Source organism: Pseudomonas sp. MDV22-iso1 (genome assembly GCF_058145095.1).
In genome coordinates, this window is sequence record NZ_JBYVMF010000016.1 from 111,090 (window position 1) to 131,707 (window position 20,618).

Annotated in this window: 20 protein-coding genes; 14 read left to right on the plus strand and 6 right to left on the minus strand. The window is 59.6% G+C overall.

The genetic code is table 11. The features are described from left to right. Positions 1-6: 6 nt before the first annotated feature. A complete protein-coding gene (locus AC3ZVB_RS18760) occupies positions 7-654 on the minus strand; it encodes a LexA family protein (protein WP_194692410.1) in 648 nt (215 codons plus the stop codon). Between the two features lie 130 nt (positions 655-784). Between AC3ZVB_RS18760 and AC3ZVB_RS18765 the strand changes: the two genes are divergently transcribed. The 6 genes from AC3ZVB_RS18765 (at position 785) to AC3ZVB_RS18790 (ending at position 7,169) form a co-directional block, all read left to right on the plus strand. Beyond that, the gene (locus tag AC3ZVB_RS18765; RefSeq protein WP_162437545.1) at positions 785-1,123 is read left to right on the plus strand and encodes a DUF6124 family protein; all 339 of its coding nucleotides are present in this window, start codon (positions 785-787) and stop codon (positions 1,121-1,123) included. A gap of 607 nt (positions 1,124-1,730) precedes the next feature. Next, entirely contained in the window at positions 1,731-3,230 is a 1,500-nt protein-coding gene (gene glcD / locus AC3ZVB_RS18770; RefSeq protein WP_490147381.1) for a glycolate oxidase subunit GlcD, read from the plus strand. Further along, complete coding sequence (glcE, locus tag AC3ZVB_RS18775; protein WP_490147382.1) at positions 3,230-4,294, plus strand: glycolate oxidase subunit GlcE; 1,065 nt, start codon at positions 3,230-3,232, stop codon at positions 4,292-4,294. The genes glcD and glcE overlap by 1 nt, the downstream gene beginning before the upstream one ends. A gap of 3 nt (positions 4,295-4,297) precedes the next feature. Further along, the gene (gene glcF / locus AC3ZVB_RS18780; protein ID WP_490147383.1) at positions 4,298-5,515 is read left to right on the plus strand and encodes a glycolate oxidase subunit GlcF; all 1,218 of its coding nucleotides are present in this window, start codon (positions 4,298-4,300) and stop codon (positions 5,513-5,515) included. Positions 5,516-5,534: 19 nt separating this feature from the next. After that, positions 5,535-5,936 carry a heme-binding protein gene (locus AC3ZVB_RS18785; protein WP_162437549.1) on the plus strand — a complete coding sequence of 134 codons (402 nt, stop codon included), beginning with the start codon at positions 5,535-5,537 and terminating at the stop codon, positions 5,934-5,936. Between the two features lie 81 nt (positions 5,937-6,017). Continuing rightward, the gene (locus AC3ZVB_RS18790; protein WP_490147384.1) at positions 6,018-7,169 is read left to right on the plus strand and encodes a M14 family metallopeptidase; all 1,152 of its coding nucleotides are present in this window, start codon (positions 6,018-6,020) and stop codon (positions 7,167-7,169) included. 53 nt (positions 7,170-7,222) lie between these two features. Here AC3ZVB_RS18790 and AC3ZVB_RS18795 read toward each other — a convergent pair whose 3' ends face one another. Further along, the gene (locus AC3ZVB_RS18795) at positions 7,223-7,669 is read right to left on the minus strand and encodes a winged helix-turn-helix transcriptional regulator (protein ID WP_490147385.1); all 447 of its coding nucleotides are present in this window, start codon (positions 7,667-7,669) and stop codon (positions 7,223-7,225) included. Between the two features lie 94 nt (positions 7,670-7,763). Here AC3ZVB_RS18795 and AC3ZVB_RS18800 point away from each other — a divergent pair, with 94 nt between their 5' ends. Continuing rightward, positions 7,764-8,966 (plus strand): MFS transporter, encoded by a 1,203-nt coding sequence (locus AC3ZVB_RS18800; RefSeq protein WP_490147386.1) that lies wholly within the window; start codon positions 7,764-7,766, stop codon positions 8,964-8,966. A gap of 124 nt (positions 8,967-9,090) precedes the next feature. On the opposite strand, the gene AC3ZVB_RS18805 is transcribed toward AC3ZVB_RS18800, so the two are convergent. Together AC3ZVB_RS18805 and AC3ZVB_RS18810 are read right to left on the minus strand one after the other, a co-directional pair. Continuing rightward, positions 9,091-9,636, minus strand: a complete 546-nt coding sequence (locus tag AC3ZVB_RS18805; protein WP_490147387.1) for a cytochrome b — start codon at positions 9,634-9,636, stop codon at positions 9,091-9,093. Beyond that, positions 9,633-10,718, minus strand: a complete 1,086-nt coding sequence (locus tag AC3ZVB_RS18810) for a catalase family peroxidase (RefSeq protein ID WP_490147388.1) — start codon at positions 10,716-10,718, stop codon at positions 9,633-9,635. The genes AC3ZVB_RS18805 and AC3ZVB_RS18810 overlap by 4 nt, the downstream gene beginning before the upstream one ends. Positions 10,719-10,876: 158 nt before the next feature. Here AC3ZVB_RS18810 and AC3ZVB_RS18815 point away from each other — a divergent pair, with 158 nt between their 5' ends. From AC3ZVB_RS18815 to AC3ZVB_RS18830, 4 genes are all read left to right on the plus strand, one after another. Beyond that, positions 10,877-11,383: a sigma-70 family RNA polymerase sigma factor gene (locus AC3ZVB_RS18815; RefSeq protein ID WP_490147389.1), complete on the plus strand. Its 507-nt coding sequence runs from the start codon at positions 10,877-10,879 to the stop codon at positions 11,381-11,383. Further along, complete coding sequence (locus AC3ZVB_RS18820) at positions 11,380-12,132, plus strand: anti-sigma factor family protein (protein ID WP_490147390.1); 753 nt, start codon at positions 11,380-11,382, stop codon at positions 12,130-12,132. The genes AC3ZVB_RS18815 and AC3ZVB_RS18820 overlap by 4 nt, the downstream gene beginning before the upstream one ends. 164 nt (positions 12,133-12,296) lie before the next feature. Continuing rightward, on the plus strand, positions 12,297-13,424 hold the full coding sequence (zapE, locus tag AC3ZVB_RS18825) for a cell division protein ZapE (protein WP_490147391.1): 1,128 nt from the start codon (positions 12,297-12,299) through the stop codon (positions 13,422-13,424). A 202-nt stretch (positions 13,425-13,626) separates the two neighbouring features. After that, on the plus strand, positions 13,627-14,934 hold the full coding sequence (locus AC3ZVB_RS18830) for a leucine-rich repeat-containing protein kinase family protein (protein ID WP_490147392.1): 1,308 nt from the start codon (positions 13,627-13,629) through the stop codon (positions 14,932-14,934). Positions 14,935-14,997: 63 nt separating this feature from the next. Here AC3ZVB_RS18830 and AC3ZVB_RS18835 read toward each other — a convergent pair whose 3' ends face one another. Continuing rightward, a complete protein-coding gene (locus tag AC3ZVB_RS18835; protein ID WP_194692419.1) occupies positions 14,998-15,705 on the minus strand; it encodes a YebC/PmpR family DNA-binding transcriptional regulator in 708 nt (235 codons plus the stop codon). Positions 15,706-15,930: 225 nt separating this feature from the next. Between AC3ZVB_RS18835 and AC3ZVB_RS18840 the strand changes: the two genes are divergently transcribed. Beyond that, on the plus strand, positions 15,931-17,331 hold the full coding sequence (locus AC3ZVB_RS18840; protein ID WP_490147393.1) for a type VI secretion system Vgr family protein: 1,401 nt from the start codon (positions 15,931-15,933) through the stop codon (positions 17,329-17,331). A gap of 127 nt (positions 17,332-17,458) precedes the next feature. Here AC3ZVB_RS18840 and AC3ZVB_RS18845 read toward each other — a convergent pair whose 3' ends face one another. Then, entirely contained in the window at positions 17,459-18,325 is an 867-nt protein-coding gene (locus AC3ZVB_RS18845; RefSeq protein WP_490147394.1) for a LysR substrate-binding domain-containing protein, read from the minus strand. A 109-nt stretch (positions 18,326-18,434) separates the two neighbouring features. Between AC3ZVB_RS18845 and AC3ZVB_RS18850 the strand changes: the two genes are divergently transcribed. Both AC3ZVB_RS18850 and phnX read left to right on the plus strand, forming a co-directional pair. Continuing rightward, the gene (locus AC3ZVB_RS18850) at positions 18,435-19,544 is read left to right on the plus strand and encodes a 2-aminoethylphosphonate--pyruvate transaminase (protein WP_490147395.1); all 1,110 of its coding nucleotides are present in this window, start codon (positions 18,435-18,437) and stop codon (positions 19,542-19,544) included. Between the two features lie 83 nt (positions 19,545-19,627). Beyond that, positions 19,628-20,455, plus strand: coding sequence for a phosphonoacetaldehyde hydrolase (phnX, locus tag AC3ZVB_RS18855; protein WP_162437563.1), 828 nt, complete (start codon positions 19,628-19,630; stop codon positions 20,453-20,455). Positions 20,456-20,618: the final 163 nt, after the last annotated feature.

Sequence of the window (20,618 nt, forward strand, 5' to 3'; positions counted from 1 at the left end):
ATCCGATTAGAATTTGAAAGTTGCCTGTACGACCACGCCGATCATTCGGCAGTCATCGGTAAACAGCATTTTCGGGTACGTGGGATTGAGCGGGACCAGGTAACGCTGACCGCCCTCTTCAACCAGCTTGCGAAAGGTCGCGCTGGCGCTGCTCGGCCACCGGGCGATCACCAGTTTGCCGGGGATCGCTTCGACGTTAGGGTCCACCAGAATCAACATGTCCTCGCCGATACTGAGGCCGCTGGGTGCTGTCATGGCGTCGCCCTCGACCCTCAGCCAGAACGCCCCCTCTCGAGCATGGTAATCGGACAGCTCGAAACGCCTCTCGCCGTACACCGGCAACTCACCATCACGCACGTGTCCCGTTTCCCGCCAGTCACTGACCGGGTAGCGGAAGTAAGGGTTATATTTCTGCGTCAGAGACAGCTCGTCATCTTCTGAAGCCTCGGTTTCTCTGATGACCATCGCCACCTCGAGAAACTCCAACCCCAGTGCCTGCAAGACCCGATTCATGTCTTCAATGCTCGGCTGGCGGCGTTTTTTCAGCCAGTGCCCCACTCCACCCTGGGACATCCCGAGACGTTCAGCGAGTATCTCTTGAGTGATGTTGAGGTCACTCATCTTGGCCTTGACCAATTCAATCCATTTATCCATGTTCGGCACGATACGGCGGCTCCTGCCTGGCTGCAAAACACAACTTGTATTATTTCAGTTCTTGTAACAAATACATAACGTATTAGGATTTATTCAGGGATCTGAACCTACTACGGAGTCTACAAACACCATGACCTTACCCGGCATCGAAGCCCCCGGCATGCTCGACACAACCCTGAACTCTCCGCAAGGCAGCGCCGCTGCGCAGCGGGCACTGGACTATTACTTGAAACCCGCTGTTCTGGATGAGGTGACTGAAGAACGCTTTTTCGATGTAAACCGCAGCATCAGCGGCGAAGAAGCGCTGGTCCACGCTTCGGACTTGATGCGGTGTGCGGCTGCGATTGCCTACGAATCCGCCAGCAATCTGCAAGGCGCCAGCCGCGATCTTGCGTTCTCGACGGTCCACATGATCGACATGGCAAGGGCCATGGTTGACCGTGCACTCAAGTCTGATCAGATCAAATAAAAAGGAAAGACACGGACGACGACGGGAAAGAATATTCCCATCGGGCAGGTAAAATCATTTGACTTGCAAACGAGAATGATTATTATTGCATCAGCTGATCGCGAGATCAGTCGATGGACCAAGAGGCCTTAGGTCGGTCTCCTGGACTATCTCCTCATCAGGCTAATCACGGTTTTTGACCCGGCTTTTTGCCGGGTCTTTTTTTTGCCGGTTAAACCGGCTTATGGCTTCAGGCTAATGAAGTCTTTACGTGTTACAAATTCGATGGCGCGGATGATATCAAAAGAATATCCGTTGGCAAGAGAAGCCCGGCTACATTGGCCCAAACTAATGAAAATTAGCACTTGAGAATCAATCGCACAGTCTCTAAGCTGCGTCGGCGTCAAGGAAGACGCCCCCCGTTTCACCCCTCTCCAGCAGCACCAAAACCGCTTACGTTCACAGGCTCATAAGCCGCTGTTTTACCTGCGATTCCCACGCGCACTTCAAAATACCTCATCAAAAACTGTTTCTATTGGCCCAACAACCGATAGACAGTTGGACGCGTGCGGCCAATGATGAAAGCGACAGGCCTCTTATAAAAACAAAGGAGTGTCGTGAACCGCCTATGAACATCCTCTACGACGAACGCGTCGACGGTGTCCTGCCCGACGTTGATAAAAGCGCGCTGTTGCACGCACTGCAAACGCGACTGCCGAATCTGGAGATCCTGCATCAGCAGGAAGAACTCAAACCTTACGAGTGCGACGGGCTGTCAGCCTATCGCACCACGCCTTTACTGGTCGTTCTGCCGCGTCACCTGGACGAAGTACAAGCTGTACTCCAGGTCTGCCATGAACGACGCGTGTCGGTCGTCGCCCGTGGCGCCGGAACCGGTTTGTCCGGAGGTGCATTGCCCCTGGAAAAAGGCGTATTGCTGGTGATGGCGCGCTTCAACAACATTCTGCAGATCGACCCTGCCGCCCGCACCGCACGGGTTCAACCGGGTGTGCGCAATCTGGCCATCTCCCAGGCCGCTGCCCCTTATGGACTTTATTACGCGCCGGACCCTTCCTCACAGATCGCCTGTTCCATCGGCGGCAACGTTGCGGAAAACGCCGGTGGCGTGCATTGCCTGAAGTACGGTTTGACTGTGCACAACGTGCTCAAGGTCGAGATCCTGACGGTCGACGGTGAACACCTGACGCTGGGCTCGAATGCACTCGACTCCCCGGGTTTCGATCTGCTGGCGTTGTTCACCGGTTCCGAAGGCATGCTCGGGGTCATCACCGAAGTCACGGTCAAATTGCTGCCCAAGCCGCAGACCGCCAAAGTGCTGCTGGCGGCGTTCGACTCTGTCGAGAAAGCCGGTCGCGCGGTCGCAGACATCATCGCCGCGGGCATCATTCCCGGCGGACTGGAGATGATGGATAACCTGGCGATTCGTGCCGCCGAAGATTTCATTCACGCCGGTTATCCAGTCGATGCCCAGGCCATTCTTCTGTGTGAACTCGACGGCGTTGAAGCGGACGTGCACGAGGATTGCGACCGCGTGCGCCAGGTGCTGGAACAGGCCGGGGCCACCGAAGTGAGGCTCGCCAAAGACGAGGCCGAACGGGTGCGCTTCTGGGCCGGACGCAAGAATGCGTTCCCGGCGGTGGGTCGACTGTCTCCGGACTACTACTGCATGGACGGCACCATTCCCCGCCGTGAGTTGCCGGGCGTGCTGCAGGCGATTGCAGCGTTGTCGGCCGAATACGATCTGCGCGTGGCCAACGTGTTCCATGCCGGTGACGGCAACATGCATCCGCTGATCCTGTTCGATGCCAATCAACCGGGCGAGCTTGATCGCGCCGAAGCCCTGGGCGGCAAGATCCTGGAGTTGTGCGTGAAAGTCGGTGGGAGCATTACCGGCGAGCATGGCGTGGGTCGGGAGAAAATCAATCAGATGTGCGCGCAGTTCAACAGCGATGAATTGACCGTGTTCCATGCCGTCAAGGCCGCGTTCGATCCGAACGGTTTGCTCAATCCTGGCAAGAACATTCCAACCCTGCACCGCTGCGCCGAGTTCGGCGCCATGCACGTTCACATGGGGCAGTTGCCCTTCCCCGAACTGGAGCGATTCTGATGCGCAGCGAACAGGATTTCGATGACAGCCGCGCGCTGCTGGAACAGGTCAATCAGGCGCTGCAGAACGCCACACCATTGCGCATTCAAGGCTCAAACAGCAAAGCGTTCCTGGGGCGCATCGTCGCCGGTGAAGTCCTCGACACGCGCACCCACCGGGGCATTGTCAGCTATGACCCGACTGAACTGGTCATCACCGCACGGTGCGGCACGCCTTTGTCGCAGCTCACTGAAGCATTGGACGTCGCGCAACAGATGCTGCCCTGCGAACCGCCTTCCTTTGGCGAAGGCGCGACGGTGGGCGGCATGATCGCCAGCGGGTTGTCGGGACCAAGGCGGCCATGGTCAGGCTCGGTCAGGGATTTTGTCCTGGGCACTCGCGTCATCACCGGCCATGGCAAGCATTTGCGCTTTGGTGGCGAGGTGATGAAGAACGTGGCCGGTTACGACCTGTCGCGGCTGATGGCCGGCAGCTTTGGCGCCCTTGGGGTGATCAGCGAAGTCTCGCTCAAAGTCCTGCCGAAACCGCGCCAATGCTTGAGCATCAGCCTGGAAATGGACAGCGACCGCGCCTTGCTGCGCCTGGCGGAATGGGGCCAACAACCCTTGCCGATCAGCGCCGCGTGCCACGACGGTCAGCGTCTGCACTTGCGACTGGAGGGCGGCGAAGGTTCGGTGACGGCGGCGCATGACCGCTTGGGCGGTGAGCCGCTGGATTCTTCCTATTGGGCGGATCTCAATGAACAGCGCTTGAGCTTTTTCGATGAAGTCCAGCCGCTCTGGCGACTGTCCGTCCCCCACAACACGCCCCGGCTTTCCCTGCCGGGCACGCAAATCATCGACTGGGGCGGTGCGCAACGCTGGCTCAAATCCGACGGCGACGCGGCGTTCATTCGCCAGGTTGTCGAGGAAGTCGGCGGGCATGTGACCTGCTACAGCCATGGCCTGATCGACAGCCCGTTCCAACCGTTGACGGCATCATTGATGCGTTACCACCGGAATCTCAAGCAACAACTCGATCCTCGGGGAATCTTCAACCCCGCACGCCTGTATGCGGAGCTTTGAGCCATGCAGACCACCTTGAGCGAACACGCCCGCCAGCTACCCCGTGCCGAAGAAGCAGAAAGTATCCTGCGCTCGTGCGTGCACTGCGGTTTCTGCAATGCCACCTGCCCGACGTATCAATTGCTCGGCGATGAACTGGATGGCCCCCGGGGCCGCATCTACCTGATCAAGCAAGTGCTGGAAGGTAACGAGGTCACGCAGAAAACCCAACAGCACCTTGATCGCTGCCTGTCCTGCCGCAACTGCGAAACCACCTGCCCGTCCGGCGTCGACTATCACAACCTGCTGGATATCGGCCGTGCGGTGGTCGATGCAGCGGTGCCGCGCCCACTCGGCCAACGGCTGCTGCGCGAGGGACTGCGTGGTGTCGTGCCCAATCCGGGTCTGTTCAAGGGGCTGGTCAACAGTGGTCAGGTGTTCCGCGCCCTGCTGCCCGACAGCCTGCGAGTCAAATTGCCGCGCAACATGGCACCCGCCAAACCACGTCCGACTACGCGCCACGCTCGGCAGGTTCTGATACTCGAAGGCTGCGTTCAGCCCGGCCTGTCGCCCAATACCAATGCGGCGACATCGCGGGTCCTGGATCGATTGGGCATCAGCATCACGCCAGCGCGGGAGGCCGGATGCTGCGGTGCGGTGGACTATCACCTGGATGCTCAGTCCGCGGGGCTGGACCGCGCCCGACGCAACATCGATGCCTGGTGGCCGAGCATCGAAAACGGCGCCGAAGCCATCGTGCAAACCGCCAGCGGTTGTGGTGCCTTCATCAAGGACTACGGGCATTTGCTCGAAAACGATCCGGCGTATGCCGACAAGGCGAAAAAAGTCAGTGCCCTGGCCAAGGATCTGGTTGAAGTACTAAGCGATGAGCCGCTGGAAAAACTCGCTGTACACAGTGAACAACGCCTGGCTTTCCATTGCCCCTGCACGTTGCAGCACGCACAAAAACTCGGCGGCGCCGTTGAAGCGGTCCTGCTTCGACTAGGCTTCAACCTTACCGCCGTGCCCGACAGCCATTTGTGCTGCGGTTCGGCGGGCACGTATTCGATCACCCAACCTGAACTGTCCAGACAATTGCGCGATAACAAACTCAATGCCCTGGAGAGCGGCCACCCTGACGTCATCGTCACGGCCAATATCGGCTGTCAGTCCCACCTGGATGGTGCAGGTCGAACCCCCGTTCGGCACTGGATCGAACTGGTCGAAGCCGCGTTGCCTTGACCGACCACTGGAGATTCACATGAAAAGCAAAGCCGTGTTGAGCCAGACCGAAGTCAGCCAGATCCTCACCGCCGCCCGCACTGAAGCCCAGAACAATCAATGGGCCGTGACCATTGTCGTCGTCGACGACGGCGGTCATCCCCTGGCGCTCGAACGCCTCGACGGGTGCGCCCCGATAGGCGCCTACATCGCCACCCAAAAGGCTCGCACCTCCGCCCTGGGCCGGCGCGAATCAACCGACTATGAGGAGATGGTCAACGGTGGGCGCTTTGCGTTTTTGTCCGCCCCCCTGCTCACTTCACTGGAGGGCGGCGTGCCGATCATTGTCGATGGCCAGGTCATCGGCGCGGTGGGGGTGTCCGGCGTGAAAGCCGAACATGATGCACAAGTGGCCAGAGCGGGCGCCCACTGCATCAGATGATCGGGGGGATTTTTTCTACCCGCCTGAGCGCTTCCCAGCGTGTAAAGTACCTGCCATAAAAATCATATTCAGGAATCGACGATGGCCGTGGCTAAATCCTCTTTTGACATCAGCGCAAACTTCGACAGCGGCAACATTGAAGTGCTGGATATCAGCAATCCGCTTCACGCGCTCCTGGCCATCAGGCCCGACACGCGCAGCCCGCATTTCCAGTGGTTCCACTTCAAGGCCAGTGGCTTGCACGTCGGTCAGGAGCACTGGTTTCGCCTGAGCAATGCCAGCAAATCTTCCTACAACAAAGCCTGGGATGGTTACCAGGCCGTCGCCTCCTACGACCACGTCAACTGGTTCCGGGTGCCGACCATTTTCGAAGGCGACTGCCTGCGCTTCAGCCTCGAAACCACCGCCACCCATGCCTGGTTCGCTTACTTCGAACCCTACAGCCGTGGCCGCCATGACTGGTTGATCGAGCAGGCGCTGACCAAGGCCGGCACCGAACTGCTGGCCACCGGCAAGAGCGTCGAAGGCCGGGACATTCAGCTGCTGCGCAAAGGCACCGGTGCCGAGGGCCGGCGCAAGGTCTGGATGATTGCCCAGCAACACCCGGGCGAGCACATGGCCGAATGGTTCATGGAAGGCGTGATCGAGCGTCTGGAGCATCACGACGATCCCGTGTTGAGCAAACTGCTGGCCAGCGCCGACCTTTATCTGGTCCCGAACATGAACCCGGACGGCGCCTTCCATGGCCACCTGCGCACCAATGCAATGGGCCAGGACCTGAACCGCGCGTGGCAGAGCGCCAGCCAGGAGATGAGCCCGGAAGTGCTGTTCGTTCAGCAGCAGATGGAAAAACATGGCGTCGACCTGTTCCTCGACATCCATGGTGATGAAGAAATCCCTTACGTGTTCACCGCCGGTTGCGAAGGCAATCCCGGTTATACGCCAAGGATCGAGCAGCTCGAAACCCGCTTCCGCGATCATCTGAAGCATTTAACCAAAGACTTCCAGACCAAACACGGCTACACCCGGGACAAGCCGGGCGAGGCCAACATGACCCTGGCGTGCAACAGCGTCGGCGAAAAATTCGACTGCCTGTCGCTGACCCTGGAAATGCCCTTCAAGGACAACAATGATGCGCCTAACCCGATTACGGGTTGGTCGGGGAAACGTTCGAAGCAGTTGGGCAAGGATGTGTTGACCACCGTGGCGGACATGGTCGATACCCTGCGCTGATCCTGTTTACACATTGAAAGATCAAAAGATCGCAGGCTGCGATCTTTTGCCGTTCAATCGGCAGCGATTCGCACACAATCCTCCGGCCCCAGCAACCGCCCATCCTCGGCACGCAGCTCCAGGGGCCGCAGCGGCAGACCGTGTTCGCGGTCAACCAGCCGCGAATGCGCCTCCCTTTCCTTAAAGAAAAACGCCTCCCCCCACTGCCGCAATCCGATGATCAGCGGGAATAAGCCCTTGCCCTTCTCAGTCAGCACATATTCCTGATAAGCGCTGCCATCCGAGGCCGGCACCAGATCGAAAATTCCGTGGGCCACCAGTGCGCGCAAACGCACCGACAGAATGTTCTTGGCCATGCCCAGACTGCGCTGGAACTCACCGAACCGGCAAATGCCGTCAAAGGCATCGCGCACGATCAGCAACGACCAGCCATCGCCGATGGCTTCCACGGATCGTGCGACCGGGCATTCGGCGTCTTCCTCGCTTATACGTCTAACCATGTCCGAATCCACTGAAACAAATGTGGTTGCAATATAAAACCAGATTCCCTACCGTACAACTGGTTTTAAAATGAAACCACATTGGGAGTTCGGCATGAAGCCTGATCATCATGTACTCAGCAGCGCCGTGGTGCTGCTGTTCGCTGTCGCCTGCGGACTGGCAGTCGGTAACGTTTACTTCGCACAACCCCTGCTCGATGCCATGGCCGCCGCGTTTGCGATGGACCCGGCAACCATCGGCATTGTCGTCACACTGACCCAGGTCGGGTACGGCGCGGGTCTGTTGCTGTTGGTACCACTCGGGGATCTGCTCAATCGCAGACGGCTGATCCTCACGCAAACACTGCTGTCGGCCCTGGCTTTGTTGATGATTGCGTGCGCGTCGAACAGCACCTGGCTGTTGATCGGGATGACGTTGACCGGGTTACTGGCGGTGGTGACGCAGGTCCTGGTGGCTTACGCCGCGACATTGGCACTCCCGGCGCAGCGAGGGCGCGTGGTGGGCGTGGTCACCAGCGGCATCGTCGTCGGCATCTTGCTGACCCGTACAGTGGCCGGCGGCATGGCGGATCTGGCGGGGTGGCGCTCGGTGTATCTGTTGTCGGCAGGCTTGACCCTGGCCATGGCGCTGCTGTTGTTTCGCGTGCTGCCCAAGCACGAGAACAGGCAGCCCGACAGTTCTTACGGCGCGCTGCTCGGCTCGGTTTTCACCTTGTTCAAGGAAGAGCCCGTACTTCGTCAACGGGCGATTCTAGCGCTGCTGACCTTCGCCAGCGCCATGGTGTTATGGACGCCGATGGTGCTACCGCTAAGCGCCCCGCCGCTGTCGCTGTCCCATACACAGATCGGATTGTTCGGCCTGGCGGGTGCCGCCGGTGCGCTGGCAGCCGCTCGCGCCGGGCACCTGGCTGATCGGGGTTGGGGCCAATGGACCAGCGGCTGTTCCCTGTTGTTGATGTTGGCTTCCTGGCTGCCGATTGCCTTTACTCAATCTTCGTTATGGGCTTTGTTGCTGGGCGTAATCACGCTGGACCTGGGTTTACAGGCCGTGCACGTCACCAGCCAGAGCATGATCTACAGCGTGCGCCCGGAAGCCCAAAGCCGACTCACCGCCGGTTACATGCTGTTCTATTCGATAGGCAGCGCCTTGGGCTCGATCGGCTCGACGGCGATGTATGCCTGGGGTGGCTGGCTCGGGGTGTGTTTGCTGGGTGCAGGGATCAACGCTGTGGCGTTGATCTATTGGTGGAGCACGCTCGCCCCCAGAAGCAAACGTGCAGAAGTGGCGTTACCCTAACCATGCAGGAGCTGCCGCAGGCTGCGATCTTTTGATTTTGATCTCATAACAAGATCAAAAGATCGCAGCCTGCGGCAGCGCCTGCAAAAGTGTGTATCTCCTCAGATTCGACGTGGCTAAGAAATCAAACGCGATCCTTGCCCCGCAGCATGCTGTCCAGCACATCGTCGCGGCGCACCCAACCGTGGAACAACGCTGCCGCCAAATGCAGCAGTACGGTCAGAAACAGCAGATACGCCAAGTAACCGTGTGCCTTGCGCAAGATCGAAAACACCTGGGCGTTGGCCGGCACGATCGACGGCAATTGCAACGAGCTGCTGAGCATCACCGGGTCACCCGCCGCCGAGATCATGGCCCAGCCCAGCAACGGCAAGATCAGCATCAAGGCGTACAGCAACACATGAGATGCCTTGGCCGCCAACACCTGCCATCCCGGCAAATCCGCGGGCAATGGCGGCTGCCGGGTGGAAAACCGCACCACCAGGCGCACGATGACCAGCAGCAGAATGGCGATGCCCAAGGGTTTGTGCAGATGGATCAGCCACTCATGACGCTCTGACACCGAGGCGACCATGCCCGCGCCAATAAACAGCATCGCGATGACCATCAGTGCCATCAGCCAATGCAGCAGCCGCGCCAACGGTGCGAAATGGTTCGGTTGAGTGCTCATTGTTGAGCCTCCTGTTTGGCGGCGGGCAACTGGCTGACTTCGCTGGTGCGTCGCAGATAGGAACTGGCGTACCCGGCGGAACGAGCGGCGAGCAATGGATCGTCCGAACCTTCGATGCCGGCAGGCAATACGAGCGGGTCATAGTTGATGTCGCGGCATTCGCCATTGAGCTGCGGCTGGGTGCTTTCGAGCACCAGCGTGCCCGCGTTCAGCACTTTGCGCCCGTCAGGCCAGGGCTTGCTGGCATCGTTCACCGGGTCACCCGGGTCAGCCAGCGTGATGTTCAGCTGCCAGCGCAACGGTCCTGCGGCGATTCGCTGGACCAGGTCTTTCTCCAGGAAATCCCCACCCGCCGGTGCCGTCGCACCCGCCGCATCCTGCGCCACCGGCACCATGCTCCAGCGCACGGCCTGACGTTGCCCGGCGGCATTGACCAGGTAGAACGCATTGACGCTGTTATAGGTTTCCGTCACGTAGCTGGCGGAAGGCTTGGCCGGTTTAACCCATGTCAGGAAAGGTATGGCTTCCGGGTGTGAAGCGAAAAACGCCGGGACTGCCGCCGGGTCCGGTTTGCCGGTGGCCGGGACGGGAGACTGGGCTTGTTGAAATTGGTAGAACGCTTCAGGGGTACCCACCGGGAACACCGGCATGCTGTTCATCCCGGTGCGCCACTGCTGGCCGTTGGCCTGGGTGAAGCGCAGGGCCATGCTGCGGATCGGCACGCTGTTGTCCGGGGCATACGGGTTGCCGGCCGGCAAGGCAAAACGACCCACCACAGGGGTGCGCTCTTCATTGAACACCTGCGCAGTGGAGTAATTGCGCGCCTCGCTGCTGCTCTCGAAATGGCCGATCACACACACGCCTTTGGAGTGGTTTCGCCGGAACCCCGGATGCACGCCGTTGTTGGTTTCCAGAACATTGATCAACTTTTTCGGCGTCAGCCGTTGTGGGTCAAACGTGCCGTTGACGTAGGCAAAAGCCCCGGCCACGACCGCGACGACCACGGCGATACCGGCCAGACGAAACATCAGGCTTGCAGCACTCAGCGGTGGTCGAGTGGGCGGTGTTGAGCGATCTACCATGAATGACTCCAGGGCCATCGGCCACAAGTGAGAAGAATCAAGCAGACGAACGCCCAGGCGGTTTATTCCATTGCCCGGTATTTATTTGTTCAGGCGTGGAATAACCTCCAATGCCGGACGTCTCCCATTCACAGAGCGTAGTGACTGGTTAGAAATTCATGAGCGATATCGACGAACAACTGAGTGAAATCATTCCCAGACTGCGGCGGTTTGCGCTTTCGCTCACGCGCAACCCCAGCAGCGCCGATGACCTGGTGCAGGCCAGCCTGGAGCGAGCGTTGTCGCGCTGGAACGACAAACGCCCCGAAGGTGATCTGCGCGCCTGGTTGTTTTCGATTCTGTATCGACAGTTTCTCGATACGCATCGGCGCACCCGGCGATACGCGCGAATGCTCGAATTCTTCACCGGTCGTGATGACTCGCAGCCATCGGCGGAACGCACCGTGATCGCCCAATCCACCCTCCAGGCCTTCGACCAACTCGCCACTGAACAGCGCGCGCTGCTGCTTTGGGTGTCGGTAGAAGGCCTGAGCTATAAAGAGGTCGCCGAAATTCTCGGCGTGCCCATTGGCACCGTGATGTCCCGTCTGTCCCGCGCCCGCCAAGCGTTGCGCCACCTCAGCGAGGGTGAAATCATCCGCCCTGCTTTGCGGAGACTTAAATGATCAGCATGCCCCCAAGCGAGCGTGACCTGCACGCTTACATCGACCACCAGCTCAGCGACGATGACCGTCGTCTGGTGGAGACTTTTCTGGCAAGCAATGCCGAAGTGGCAGCCACTGTGCGTGCCTGGCAGCGGGACGCTCAGCAACTGCGGGCAGGTTTGAGCGGCTTGTTGCAGCAACCGGTCAATCCGCAACTCACACCCTCAATGATTCGCCAGCGAGTCAAACGACAATCGCGCCGTCATCTGGCGAGCGCCGCTGTGCTGCTGATTGCCGTCAGTGTCGGCGGGTTCAGTGGCTGGCAGGCCCGCGAGATGACCCTAGTCAGTGCCCAGGCACCCATGACCGATGCCCTGCAGGCGTACCGTCTGTTTGCGCAGCAAGGCATTTTGCCGGCGGATTTCAAGGTCAGCGACGATGGCGATGTACAAGGTTGGCTTGACCGCTATTTCACCCGGGCCAACCGCCTGCCGAACCTTGCGAGCGCAGGGTTCAAACCGGTCAGCGGACGGTTGCTCAGCACCGACCAGGGACCCGCGGCGATGGTGGTCTACGAAAACCCCGAGGGGCAGAAAATCAGCTTTTACGTACGCCCACCTGGCCCCAAAAACCTCTTCCTGCCCAGGGGCAGTCGCCACGACGGCGAGCTGCAGGCCGAGTACTGGTCGGGCGCCGGCTACAACTATGCAATGGTCAGCCCGAGCGACACCTCAGCGGCGCAAATGCTCAAGCAGACCGTACAGTTCTGAACCCGCCCCAACCGACAGGGTCGCGAGCGTGGTATGCATCCGCAGATTTCTGTCCAATGGCTCGCGGCAAGGCTCGGAGTGACTGGAAGGAAAAATCTCTATTTGGTTAAACTGTGCCGTCGCCGCTTGGGGCGACGGCCTGACCATCACAGAGTGCTATCACAGTGGCCGTTCGACCACCTAACCGTCCGCGACTCACATCACGCTGGCCTGTGCTGCGCCGCTTGCTGGGCAAAGCCTCGAATGCTTCCACCAGCAACGCCAGCGGTCGGCTTGTTCATGACTACTTCCGCCACAAGGCGCACGCCCAGGGTTACACCCTCAGCCACAGTCAGCAGCGCGTGATCGACTGCATGGCACAGCACGCCGCGGCGTTGCTGGGCGCCTTCGCGAAACCCCTTCCCGGACTTTACCTGCATGGCGCCGTCGGGCGTGGAAAGAGCTGGTTGCTCGACGGATTTTTCCAGGCCATCCCGTTCGCGGAAAAACGCCGGCTGCACTTCCATGAGTTCTTCGCTCAGCTGCATCAGGGCCTGTTCAACCATCGTGACCGGCCCGACGCCCTGGAGCTCACCCTCGATGAACTGCTGAGCGATTGCCGGGTGCTGTGTTTCGACGAATTTCACGTCCATGACATCGGCGATGCGATGCTCATCACGCGACTGTTCAAAGCGCTTTTCCAGCGGGGCATCCTGCTGCTGGTCACCTCCAATTACCCTCCGGAAGGTTTGCTGCCGAACCCGCTTTACCACGCGCGGTTCAAACCGGTGATCGACCTGATCAACGCGCGCATGCAGGTCATGGAAGTCGGTGGGCCGCACGATTACCGCAGCCAGGCAAGAACCCACGCTCAACAGCTTTTCACTCAAGGTCAGTACCTTTGGCCAGACACGACACGGCAGCGTCAGGCACTGAACCTGCCCGATAGTGATACGCCGCCGATCAAGCTGCCCGTCGGAACCCGACACCTTCAAGCCCGATACTGCGAAGGGCGCTCGGTCGGTTTTACCTTTGCCGATCTGTGTGACCAGCCCACGGCGGTGATGGACTATCTGGAGCTGTGCCGACGGTTTGATCACTGGATCATCGTCGCGCTGCCCAGCCTGGCCGATGCGTCCATTGCGGCGCAGCAGCGGTTCATCAATCTGGTTGACGTTTTGTACGATCAGGACAAGCACCTGACCTTGCTTGGCCAGCAGTCGTTGCGTGAAAGCCTGGAGGGAGAGGCGATTGATCTGGCGCGGACGCGTAGTCGGTTGGGGCAGTTGGTGGAGGTCAAGGGTATCGTTTGATCTGTATTCTTTGGTGTGGCTGGTGCCGTCATCGCTAGCAGGCTAGCTCCCACCGTTGACCGCGTCCGCCCAGACAACTCGATCACTGTGGGAGCTAGCCTGCTAGCGATAACGGCCTGACAGGCGCCACATTTTTCCCGCTATCATGTCGCCCATCTTCAGGCCTCTACGCCCTTCCCTCGATCAATAGCGAACCCCGTTCATGGACACCCTTGCCCAACTGCGCGCCGGAACACTGGCAGGCGCTACCCGACTGGACCTCGCCTGCGGCCTGACGGAGTTCCCCCGGGAAATCTTCGACCTGGCGGATACCTTGGAGGTGCTCAACCTCAGCGGCAATGCCCTGAGCCAACTGCCGGATGATCTGCACCGCCTGACACGTTTGCGCGTACTGTTCTGCTCGGACAATGCGTTCACGGAACTGCCCGCCTGCGTGGGCCGTTGCGCCGCGCTGACCATGGTCGGTTTCAAGGCCAACCACATTGAACAGGTGCCGGGCGCCGCATTGCCACCGTTGTTGCGCTGGCTGATCATGACCGACAACTGCATCAGCGAATTACCGACCGAGCTGGGTGAACGCCCATACCTGCAAAAACTCATGCTGGCGGGTAACCGCTTGCAGCAGTTGCCCGAAAGCCTGCGCCAGTGCCATCGACTCGAACTGATCCGCATCGCTGCCAACCAGCTCGAAGTGCTTCCCGACTGGCTGCTCACGCTGCCCCGCCTGACGTGGCTGGCCTTCGCCGGCAACCCGCTGGAGACCGAGGCCGACGCGGCGGCCCTTGAAGCGACCGCGAGCATCCCCTGGTCATCGCTGCACCTGGAGCAGCAGCTTGGCGAAGGGGCATCAGGGGTCATTCATCGAGCCACGTGGCAGCGTGCGGGCACATCTGCGACCCAGGTCGCGGTCAAGCTCTACAAGGGCGAGATGACCAGCGATGGCTCGCCGTTGCACGAAATGAATGCCTGCATCACCGCTGGAGTTCATCCGAACCTGATCCGGGTCGCAGGACGAATCACCGGGCATCCACAGGCGCAAGCCGGGTTGGTGATGGAGCTGATCGAGCCGAGTTTCCGCAATCTCGCCGGGCTGCCGAGCCTTGAGTCCTGCACCCGTGATGTGTATGCCGACGATGCCCGTTTCAGCGCGGACGTTGCCTTGCGTATCGCCAAGGGCGTTGCGTCGGTGGCCGAACACCTGCATCGACACGGCATCACTCACGGCGACCTCTATGGCCACAATATTCTTTGCAATGATCAAGGTGATTGTCTGCTGGGAGACTTTGGTGCAGCGTCTTTTCACGCGACCACGGACAGTCCCGACAGCCGGGCATTGCAACGGATTGAAGTGCGCGCGTTCGGGGTTCTGCTAGGGGAGTTGCTGGAGCGGATCGACTCAGGATTGAGCGATGAAAGCCGTGGGCAGCTGGAGGATTTACAGCAGCGTTGCTGTCAGCCGGACGTGCTGGCTCGACCTGGGTTCAGTGACGTTGTACGGGAGTTAAGGTGACCCCATAACCTGTGGCGAGGGAGCAAGTTCCCCCGCCACATTTGTCATTGCATACAGCTCAAATCAACCCGCCAACCCGACAAACATGTCCTGCACGTCATCATGGTTATCCAGGCCTTCGAGGAAGGCTTCGACTTCGGCCATTTGCTCGTCGCTCAAACCGCTGACCGGGTTCTTCGGCTGATAGCCCAGTTTTGCCGACAACACCGTGAAGCCCTGCTCCGGCAACGCTTTCTGCACCGCATCAAGGTCCGCCGGCTCGGTCAGGAACAAGGTGGTCCCCTCTTCTTCGCCTGGCTCGAAATCCTGGGCACCCGCTTCAATAGCGGCCATTTCCGGATCGGCGTCAGGGCTGTCCGGGGACGCCTCGATCATGCCAACATGGTTGAAGTCCCAAGACACCGAACCCGAAGCGCCCAGTTGGCCCTTGCGGAACGCAACGCGGATTTCAGCGACCGTGCGGTTGATGTTATCGGTCACGCATTCAACGATCAGGGGCACTTGGTGCGGCGCGAACCCTTCATACGTTACGCGATGGTACTGCACCGTCTCGCCGAGCTGGCCCGAACCTTTCTTGATCGCCCGCTCCAGGGTTTCACGGGGCATCGAAGCTTTTTTGGCCTGTTCAACCACCAGGCGCAAGTGCGCGTTGGTTGTCACATCGGCACCGTTACGCGCAGCGATGGTGATTTCTTTCACCAGTTTGCCGAAAATCTTCCCTTTGGCGTTAGATGCCGCTTCTTTGTGTTTAACCTTCCACTGTGCGCCCATTACTCACTCTCTTATCTGTGGCGCCGAGACATCTATTGGCCGACGCTTTGCGCAAGTTTATACGGCCTAAAGTTGGCAATCGACCAAAAATTCCACCTTCACCGACAGACAGATCGGCTTCTTCACCGAGGGTTGTAGGGCGATTCTGAAAAGTCGATTGCCGCATCCCTAATCTGCTGCGGTTTCGTACCCTCTGCATCCGTACTCACAGCACAAGCGCGCCCTATGCATAACGACAAGGAAAGCCCCTTCACGCTCACTCTCCTGGAGGGCGATCTGACGCTTCAGGCAGTGCGGTTCAAGGGTTATGAAGGACTCAACCAGCTCTATCGTTTCGAGATTGAGGTGATTGCCATGGCACCGGCCATGGACTTCGGCAGGCTGCTGCGAAAGCCGGTTTTTCTCGATCTGGGGAATGGCGACGGGATTCATGGCAGTGTCCACAGCGCCACACGCGAGCATCATGGATCGCTTCAGATCGGCTACACGCTGACAGTGGTTCCCTACCTTCAAAGGCTGGAATCAGACACCTGCCGCCGGGTGTTTCATCACCTCGACGTGCCGACCATCCTGCGTCAATTACTGGAGCAAAATGAACTGCCCGAAGAGAGCTATCGCATCGAGCTGAACGGCCAGTACCCACCCCGACCTTTTTGCATTCAGTACGAGGAAAGTGATCTGGCCCTGTTGAAGCGACTGTGCGAAGAAGAAGGCATCCACTTTCACTTCGAACATCACCGGAACGGTCACGTGCTGGTGCTGGCCGATGACGGCCTGAGCTTCCCTCAGGACCCGCAATTGTCGCCTTTCCAAAATGAAGTGGATGACTTAAACGCGGCGTCGGCAATTACGCGTTTGTATCAGCGCCACGATGCCCTGCACACGCACGCACAACGGCAGGCGAAAAATCGCGGTATACCCGACACGCTCGGCGATGCCGCCAACCACGCCTTCGCCAAGGCATCGCAAACTGCCGTTCTGTCCACTCCCGAGCAGGTTCATCACCAGCAATGCAGCCAACGGGAACTGGAGCGCCTGCGCTGCACACCGCAGCAAATCCACGGTGAAAGCACACAGCCTGCATTGCGCAGCGCACGGATTGTCCAGGTCTCAGAGCATCCCATCATGAGCTTCAACGATCAGTGGCTGCTCACCGAGGTCCGGCACCACGGGCAGCATCCTTCGATTCTGGCCCAGGACAGCATTGCCGCGAGTTACCACAATCAATTCACCGCCATTCCCTGGTCAACGGTTTTCCGGCCGCCAGTCACGCGGGCCAAAACCCGCATTCCCGGGTATCAGCCCGCGCGCGTACTTGGCTGTCCAGGACAACCCGCCACACGGGATGATCAAGGTCGCGTTCAGGTCTTGTTGTGGCCAACGTCCGAACCCGACCCGGAAGAGCCCGACGGCATGTGGGTGCCCATCGTCTGCGCGACACCGGACGCTCACTCGAACTTTGTCGGACTGCCGAAAGCCGGTACTGACGTATTCGTCAGTTTTCTCGACAGCGACCCGGATCGCCCGGTGATGTGTGCAGGTAGCAGACTACCCCGGCAGCCGAAGCCTGCGCCGCAACACAATGGCAATAGCGATCTGCTGTTTGACTGGTTAATCAATCGCTAAGTCGAACCCTGCATCTGGATCAATACAGATCCCCTGTAGGAGCTGCCGAAGGCTGCGATCTTTTGATCTGGATGTTAAAAAAAAGATCAAAAGATCGCAGCCTGCGGCAGCTCCTACAGGACCGCGGTCAATTCATTGCGGGGGCCAACGCCAGAAACGCCTGTATCAACCGCAAATTGCGACGCCGCTCCATGCACCCGATCAGGTGCCGGTTAGCCAGCCCGTCACCGATAATCGTGACCGCCACCACCCTCGGGTCGTGGCTTACCTCTACCGAAGACACCACGCCAACCCCCAACTCCGCAGCCACCGCTTCCGTTACCGCCTCACGGCTGTCCAGCTCCAGCAGTACGCGCGGATTAACCTTCGCTTGAGCACAGGCGTCATCAAACGTGCTCCGGGTCACCGAGCCCGGCTCACGCAACACCATGATCACCTGATCCAATTCCTTGATGTGAACGGCCTTGGAACGCTGCGCCCATGGATGCCCCGCCGGCACCAGCGCGCAGATTCGCGATTCGCTCAACGCCTGCAAGTGCAGCCCCTTGCGCGGCTCAACCTCGGTCAGCACCGCCACGTCGGCATGCTCTGACAACAGCGCCGTCAGCGTTTCCTGAGCATTACCCAAGCGCAGGTTCACCGTGACGCCCGGATACCTCGCACGCAAACTGGCCAGCATCGGCATGACCAGGTGCGGCCCGTCCGCGGCCACCTCCAGACGCCCGGTCAGCAGTTGTCGATTTGCCTCCAGCATCACCTGCGCCTCTTCAGCAAGACCAAACATCGCCCGGGTGATGGCGGCGAGCTTTATCCCCTCCTCCGTCAGCTCCACCCGTCGTGCCGTGCGTCGCAGCAAACTGATCTGGTAATGCTCCTCCAGCGCCTTGATGTGCCCGGTGACCGCAGGCTGGCTGATGAACAACCGCGCAGCAGCCCGGGTAAAACTGCCTTCGCGGGCCACGGCATCGAACGCGCGGAGCTGGAACAAGTTCATGAATAATTCTCACTGATGGCTGGCATAACAATAAACAATTTGATTGATAGCACGGCAAATTGCAATTTAAGCCCCGTAGCTTTACCCCATCGATTACGAGGACACGAGATTGAGTACTGCCGAACCCATCCTGCTCACCCCTGGCCCACTGACCACGTCGGCCCGCACTCGCCAGGCCATGATGGTCGACTGGGGTTCATGGGATGACCGGTTCAATCAACTGACCGCCAGCGTGTGCGAGCAACTGCTCACCATCATCAATGGCGCCGAAAGCCATCACTGTGTGCCTCTGCAAGGCAGCGGGACCTTCGCGGTCGAAGCGGCGATCGGCACCCTGGTGCCCCGTGACGGCAAGGTCCTGGTGCTGATCAACGGTGCCTACGGCAAACGCCTGGCGAAAATCTGTGAAGTACTGGGTCGCTCGTTCAGCACCTTCGAAACCGCCGAAGACGAACCGACCACCGCCGCCGACGTGGATCGCCTGCTTCACGCCGATTCCAGCATTACTCACATCGCGCTGATCCACTGCGAAACCAGCACCGGCATCCTCAACCCGCTGCCCGACATCGCCCAGGTCGTTGCGCAGCACGGCAAACGCCTGATCATCGACGCCATGAGCTCCTTCGCAGGCCTGCCGATCGATGCGCAGCAGGTGCCGTTTGACGCGTTGATCGCCGCCTCGGGCAAATGCCTCGAGGGCGTACCGGGTATGGGGTTCGTGTTCGCTCACAAAGAATCCCTGGCAAATGCCGCCGGCAATTCCCACTCCCTGGCGATGGACCTGTACGACCAGCACGCCTACATGGCCAAGACCGGCCAATGGCGCTTCACTCCGCCGACTCACGTGGTCGCCGCGCTGCACGAAGCCCTCTTGCAATACAACGAAGAAGGCGGCTTGCCGGCCCGGCATCAACGCTATGCGAACAATTGCCAGGTGCTGCTGGATGACATGGCCCGTCTGGGCTTGCGCAGCTTCCTGCCGGCCGCGATCCAGGCGCCGATCATCGTGACGTTCCACGCGCCGAAAGACCCGCGCTACCAGTTCAAGGAGTTCTACGAGCGTGTGAAAGCCAAGGGTTTCATTCTTTATCCCGGAAAGCTGACCCAGGTTGAAACGTTCCGCGTCGGTTGCATTGGCCACGTTAATCAGGCCGAGATGCACGCGGCCGTGGCGGCGGTCGGTGAAGTGTTGCGTGAGATGGAAGTTTTAGAAATTTGACTCCCGACCCTGTAGCAGTTGCCGAGCCTGCGAGGCTGCCGCTACAGGGATTATCATTTTTCCAACGACAGGATTTGATTACCATGAACTACGCAAACCCCACCAAACTCCAGGCCGCGATCCTCGACTGGGCCGGCACCGTGGTCGATTTCGGTTCCTTCGCGCCGACGCAGATTTTTGTCGAGGCCTTCGCCGAGTTTGACGTCCAGGTGTCGATCGAAGAAGCCCGCGGTCCGATGGGCATGGGCAAGTGGGATCACATCCGCACCCTGTGCAACCAGCCGCAAGTGGCAGAGCGTTATCGCGCGGTGTTCGGCCGCACGCCAACCGACGATGACGTCACCGCCATCTACAAACGCTTCATGCCTTTGCAGATTGAAAAGATCGCTGAGCACTCGGCATTGATTCCGGGCGCGCTGGACACCATCGCCCTCCTGCGCCAACAAGGGATCAAGATCGGTTCCTGCTCCGGTTACCCGAAACAGGTCATGGACAAAGTGGTCGAACTGGCGGCCACAAACGGCTACATCGCCGACCACGTTGTTGCCACCGATGAAGTTCCGAACGGTCGTCCATGGCCGGCACAGGCACTGGCCAATGTCATCGCCCTGGGGATCGACGATGTCGCGGCCTGCGTGAAAATCGATGACACGGTGCCGGGCATTCTTGAAGGTCGTCGCGCCGGCATGTGGACCGTGGCACTGATCTGCTCGGGCAACGCATTGGGCCTGGATTATGAAGGTTTTCGCGCCCTCGGCAGCGACCAGCTAGACAGCGAGCGCACGCGTATCCACGGGATGTTCGAAGGCTCTCGTCCTCACTACATGATCGATACCATTGCCGATTTGCCGGAGGTGATCGCCGATATCAACAAGCGCCTGGCGAACGGTGAAATGCCACAAAGCAGCTGATCAACTCGCACGGGGGATTTCAAAGCGCCAGTTCTTTAGCGGAACTGGCGCTTTTTTGTGGTCAATCTGTTGAGCCAGAGCATTGAAAGGTCGATAGCCTCAGGCAAACCCGATGAAACAGGCTTACAGTTAAAGCACGCCGTCGAATGAGAACGGTGACGCT

Excerpts from the sequence above, each read along its gene's own strand:
- AC3ZVB_RS18765 (WP_162437545.1), top strand. The coding sequence starts at position 785 with ATGACCTTACCCGGCATCGAAGCCCCCGGCATGCTCGACACAACCCTG.
- AC3ZVB_RS18840 (WP_490147393.1), top strand. The coding sequence starts at position 15,931 with ATGCATAACGACAAGGAAAGCCCCTTCACGCTCACTCTCCTGGAGGGC.
- AC3ZVB_RS18795 (WP_490147385.1), bottom strand. The coding sequence starts at position 7,669 with ATGGTTAGACGTATAAGCGAGGAAGACGCCGAATGCCCGGTCGCACGA.
- glcF (WP_490147383.1), top strand. The coding sequence starts at position 4,298 with ATGCAGACCACCTTGAGCGAACACGCCCGCCAGCTACCCCGTGCCGAA.
- AC3ZVB_RS18800 (WP_490147386.1), top strand. The coding sequence starts at position 7,764 with ATGAAGCCTGATCATCATGTACTCAGCAGCGCCGTGGTGCTGCTGTTC.
- AC3ZVB_RS18845 (WP_490147394.1), bottom strand. The coding sequence starts at position 18,325 with ATGAACTTGTTCCAGCTCCGCGCGTTCGATGCCGTGGCCCGCGAAGGC.
- AC3ZVB_RS18835 (WP_194692419.1), bottom strand. The coding sequence starts at position 15,705 with ATGGGCGCACAGTGGAAGGTTAAACACAAAGAAGCGGCATCTAACGCC.
- AC3ZVB_RS18785 (WP_162437549.1), top strand. The coding sequence starts at position 5,535 with ATGAAAAGCAAAGCCGTGTTGAGCCAGACCGAAGTCAGCCAGATCCTC.
- glcD (WP_490147381.1), top strand. The coding sequence starts at position 1,731 with ATGAACATCCTCTACGACGAACGCGTCGACGGTGTCCTGCCCGACGTT.
- AC3ZVB_RS18805 (WP_490147387.1), bottom strand. The coding sequence starts at position 9,636 with ATGAGCACTCAACCGAACCATTTCGCACCGTTGGCGCGGCTGCTGCAT.
- glcE (WP_490147382.1), top strand. The coding sequence starts at position 3,230 with ATGCGCAGCGAACAGGATTTCGATGACAGCCGCGCGCTGCTGGAACAG.
- AC3ZVB_RS18820 (WP_490147390.1), top strand. The coding sequence starts at position 11,380 with ATGATCAGCATGCCCCCAAGCGAGCGTGACCTGCACGCTTACATCGAC.
- AC3ZVB_RS18760 (WP_194692410.1), bottom strand. The coding sequence starts at position 654 with ATGGATAAATGGATTGAATTGGTCAAGGCCAAGATGAGTGACCTCAAC.
- AC3ZVB_RS18830 (WP_490147392.1), top strand. The coding sequence starts at position 13,627 with ATGGACACCCTTGCCCAACTGCGCGCCGGAACACTGGCAGGCGCTACC.
- phnX (WP_162437563.1), top strand. The coding sequence starts at position 19,628 with ATGAACTACGCAAACCCCACCAAACTCCAGGCCGCGATCCTCGACTGG.
- AC3ZVB_RS18815 (WP_490147389.1), top strand. The coding sequence starts at position 10,877 with ATGAGCGATATCGACGAACAACTGAGTGAAATCATTCCCAGACTGCGG.
- AC3ZVB_RS18810 (WP_490147388.1), bottom strand. The coding sequence starts at position 10,718 with ATGGTAGATCGCTCAACACCGCCCACTCGACCACCGCTGAGTGCTGCA.
- AC3ZVB_RS18790 (WP_490147384.1), top strand. The coding sequence starts at position 6,018 with ATGGCCGTGGCTAAATCCTCTTTTGACATCAGCGCAAACTTCGACAGC.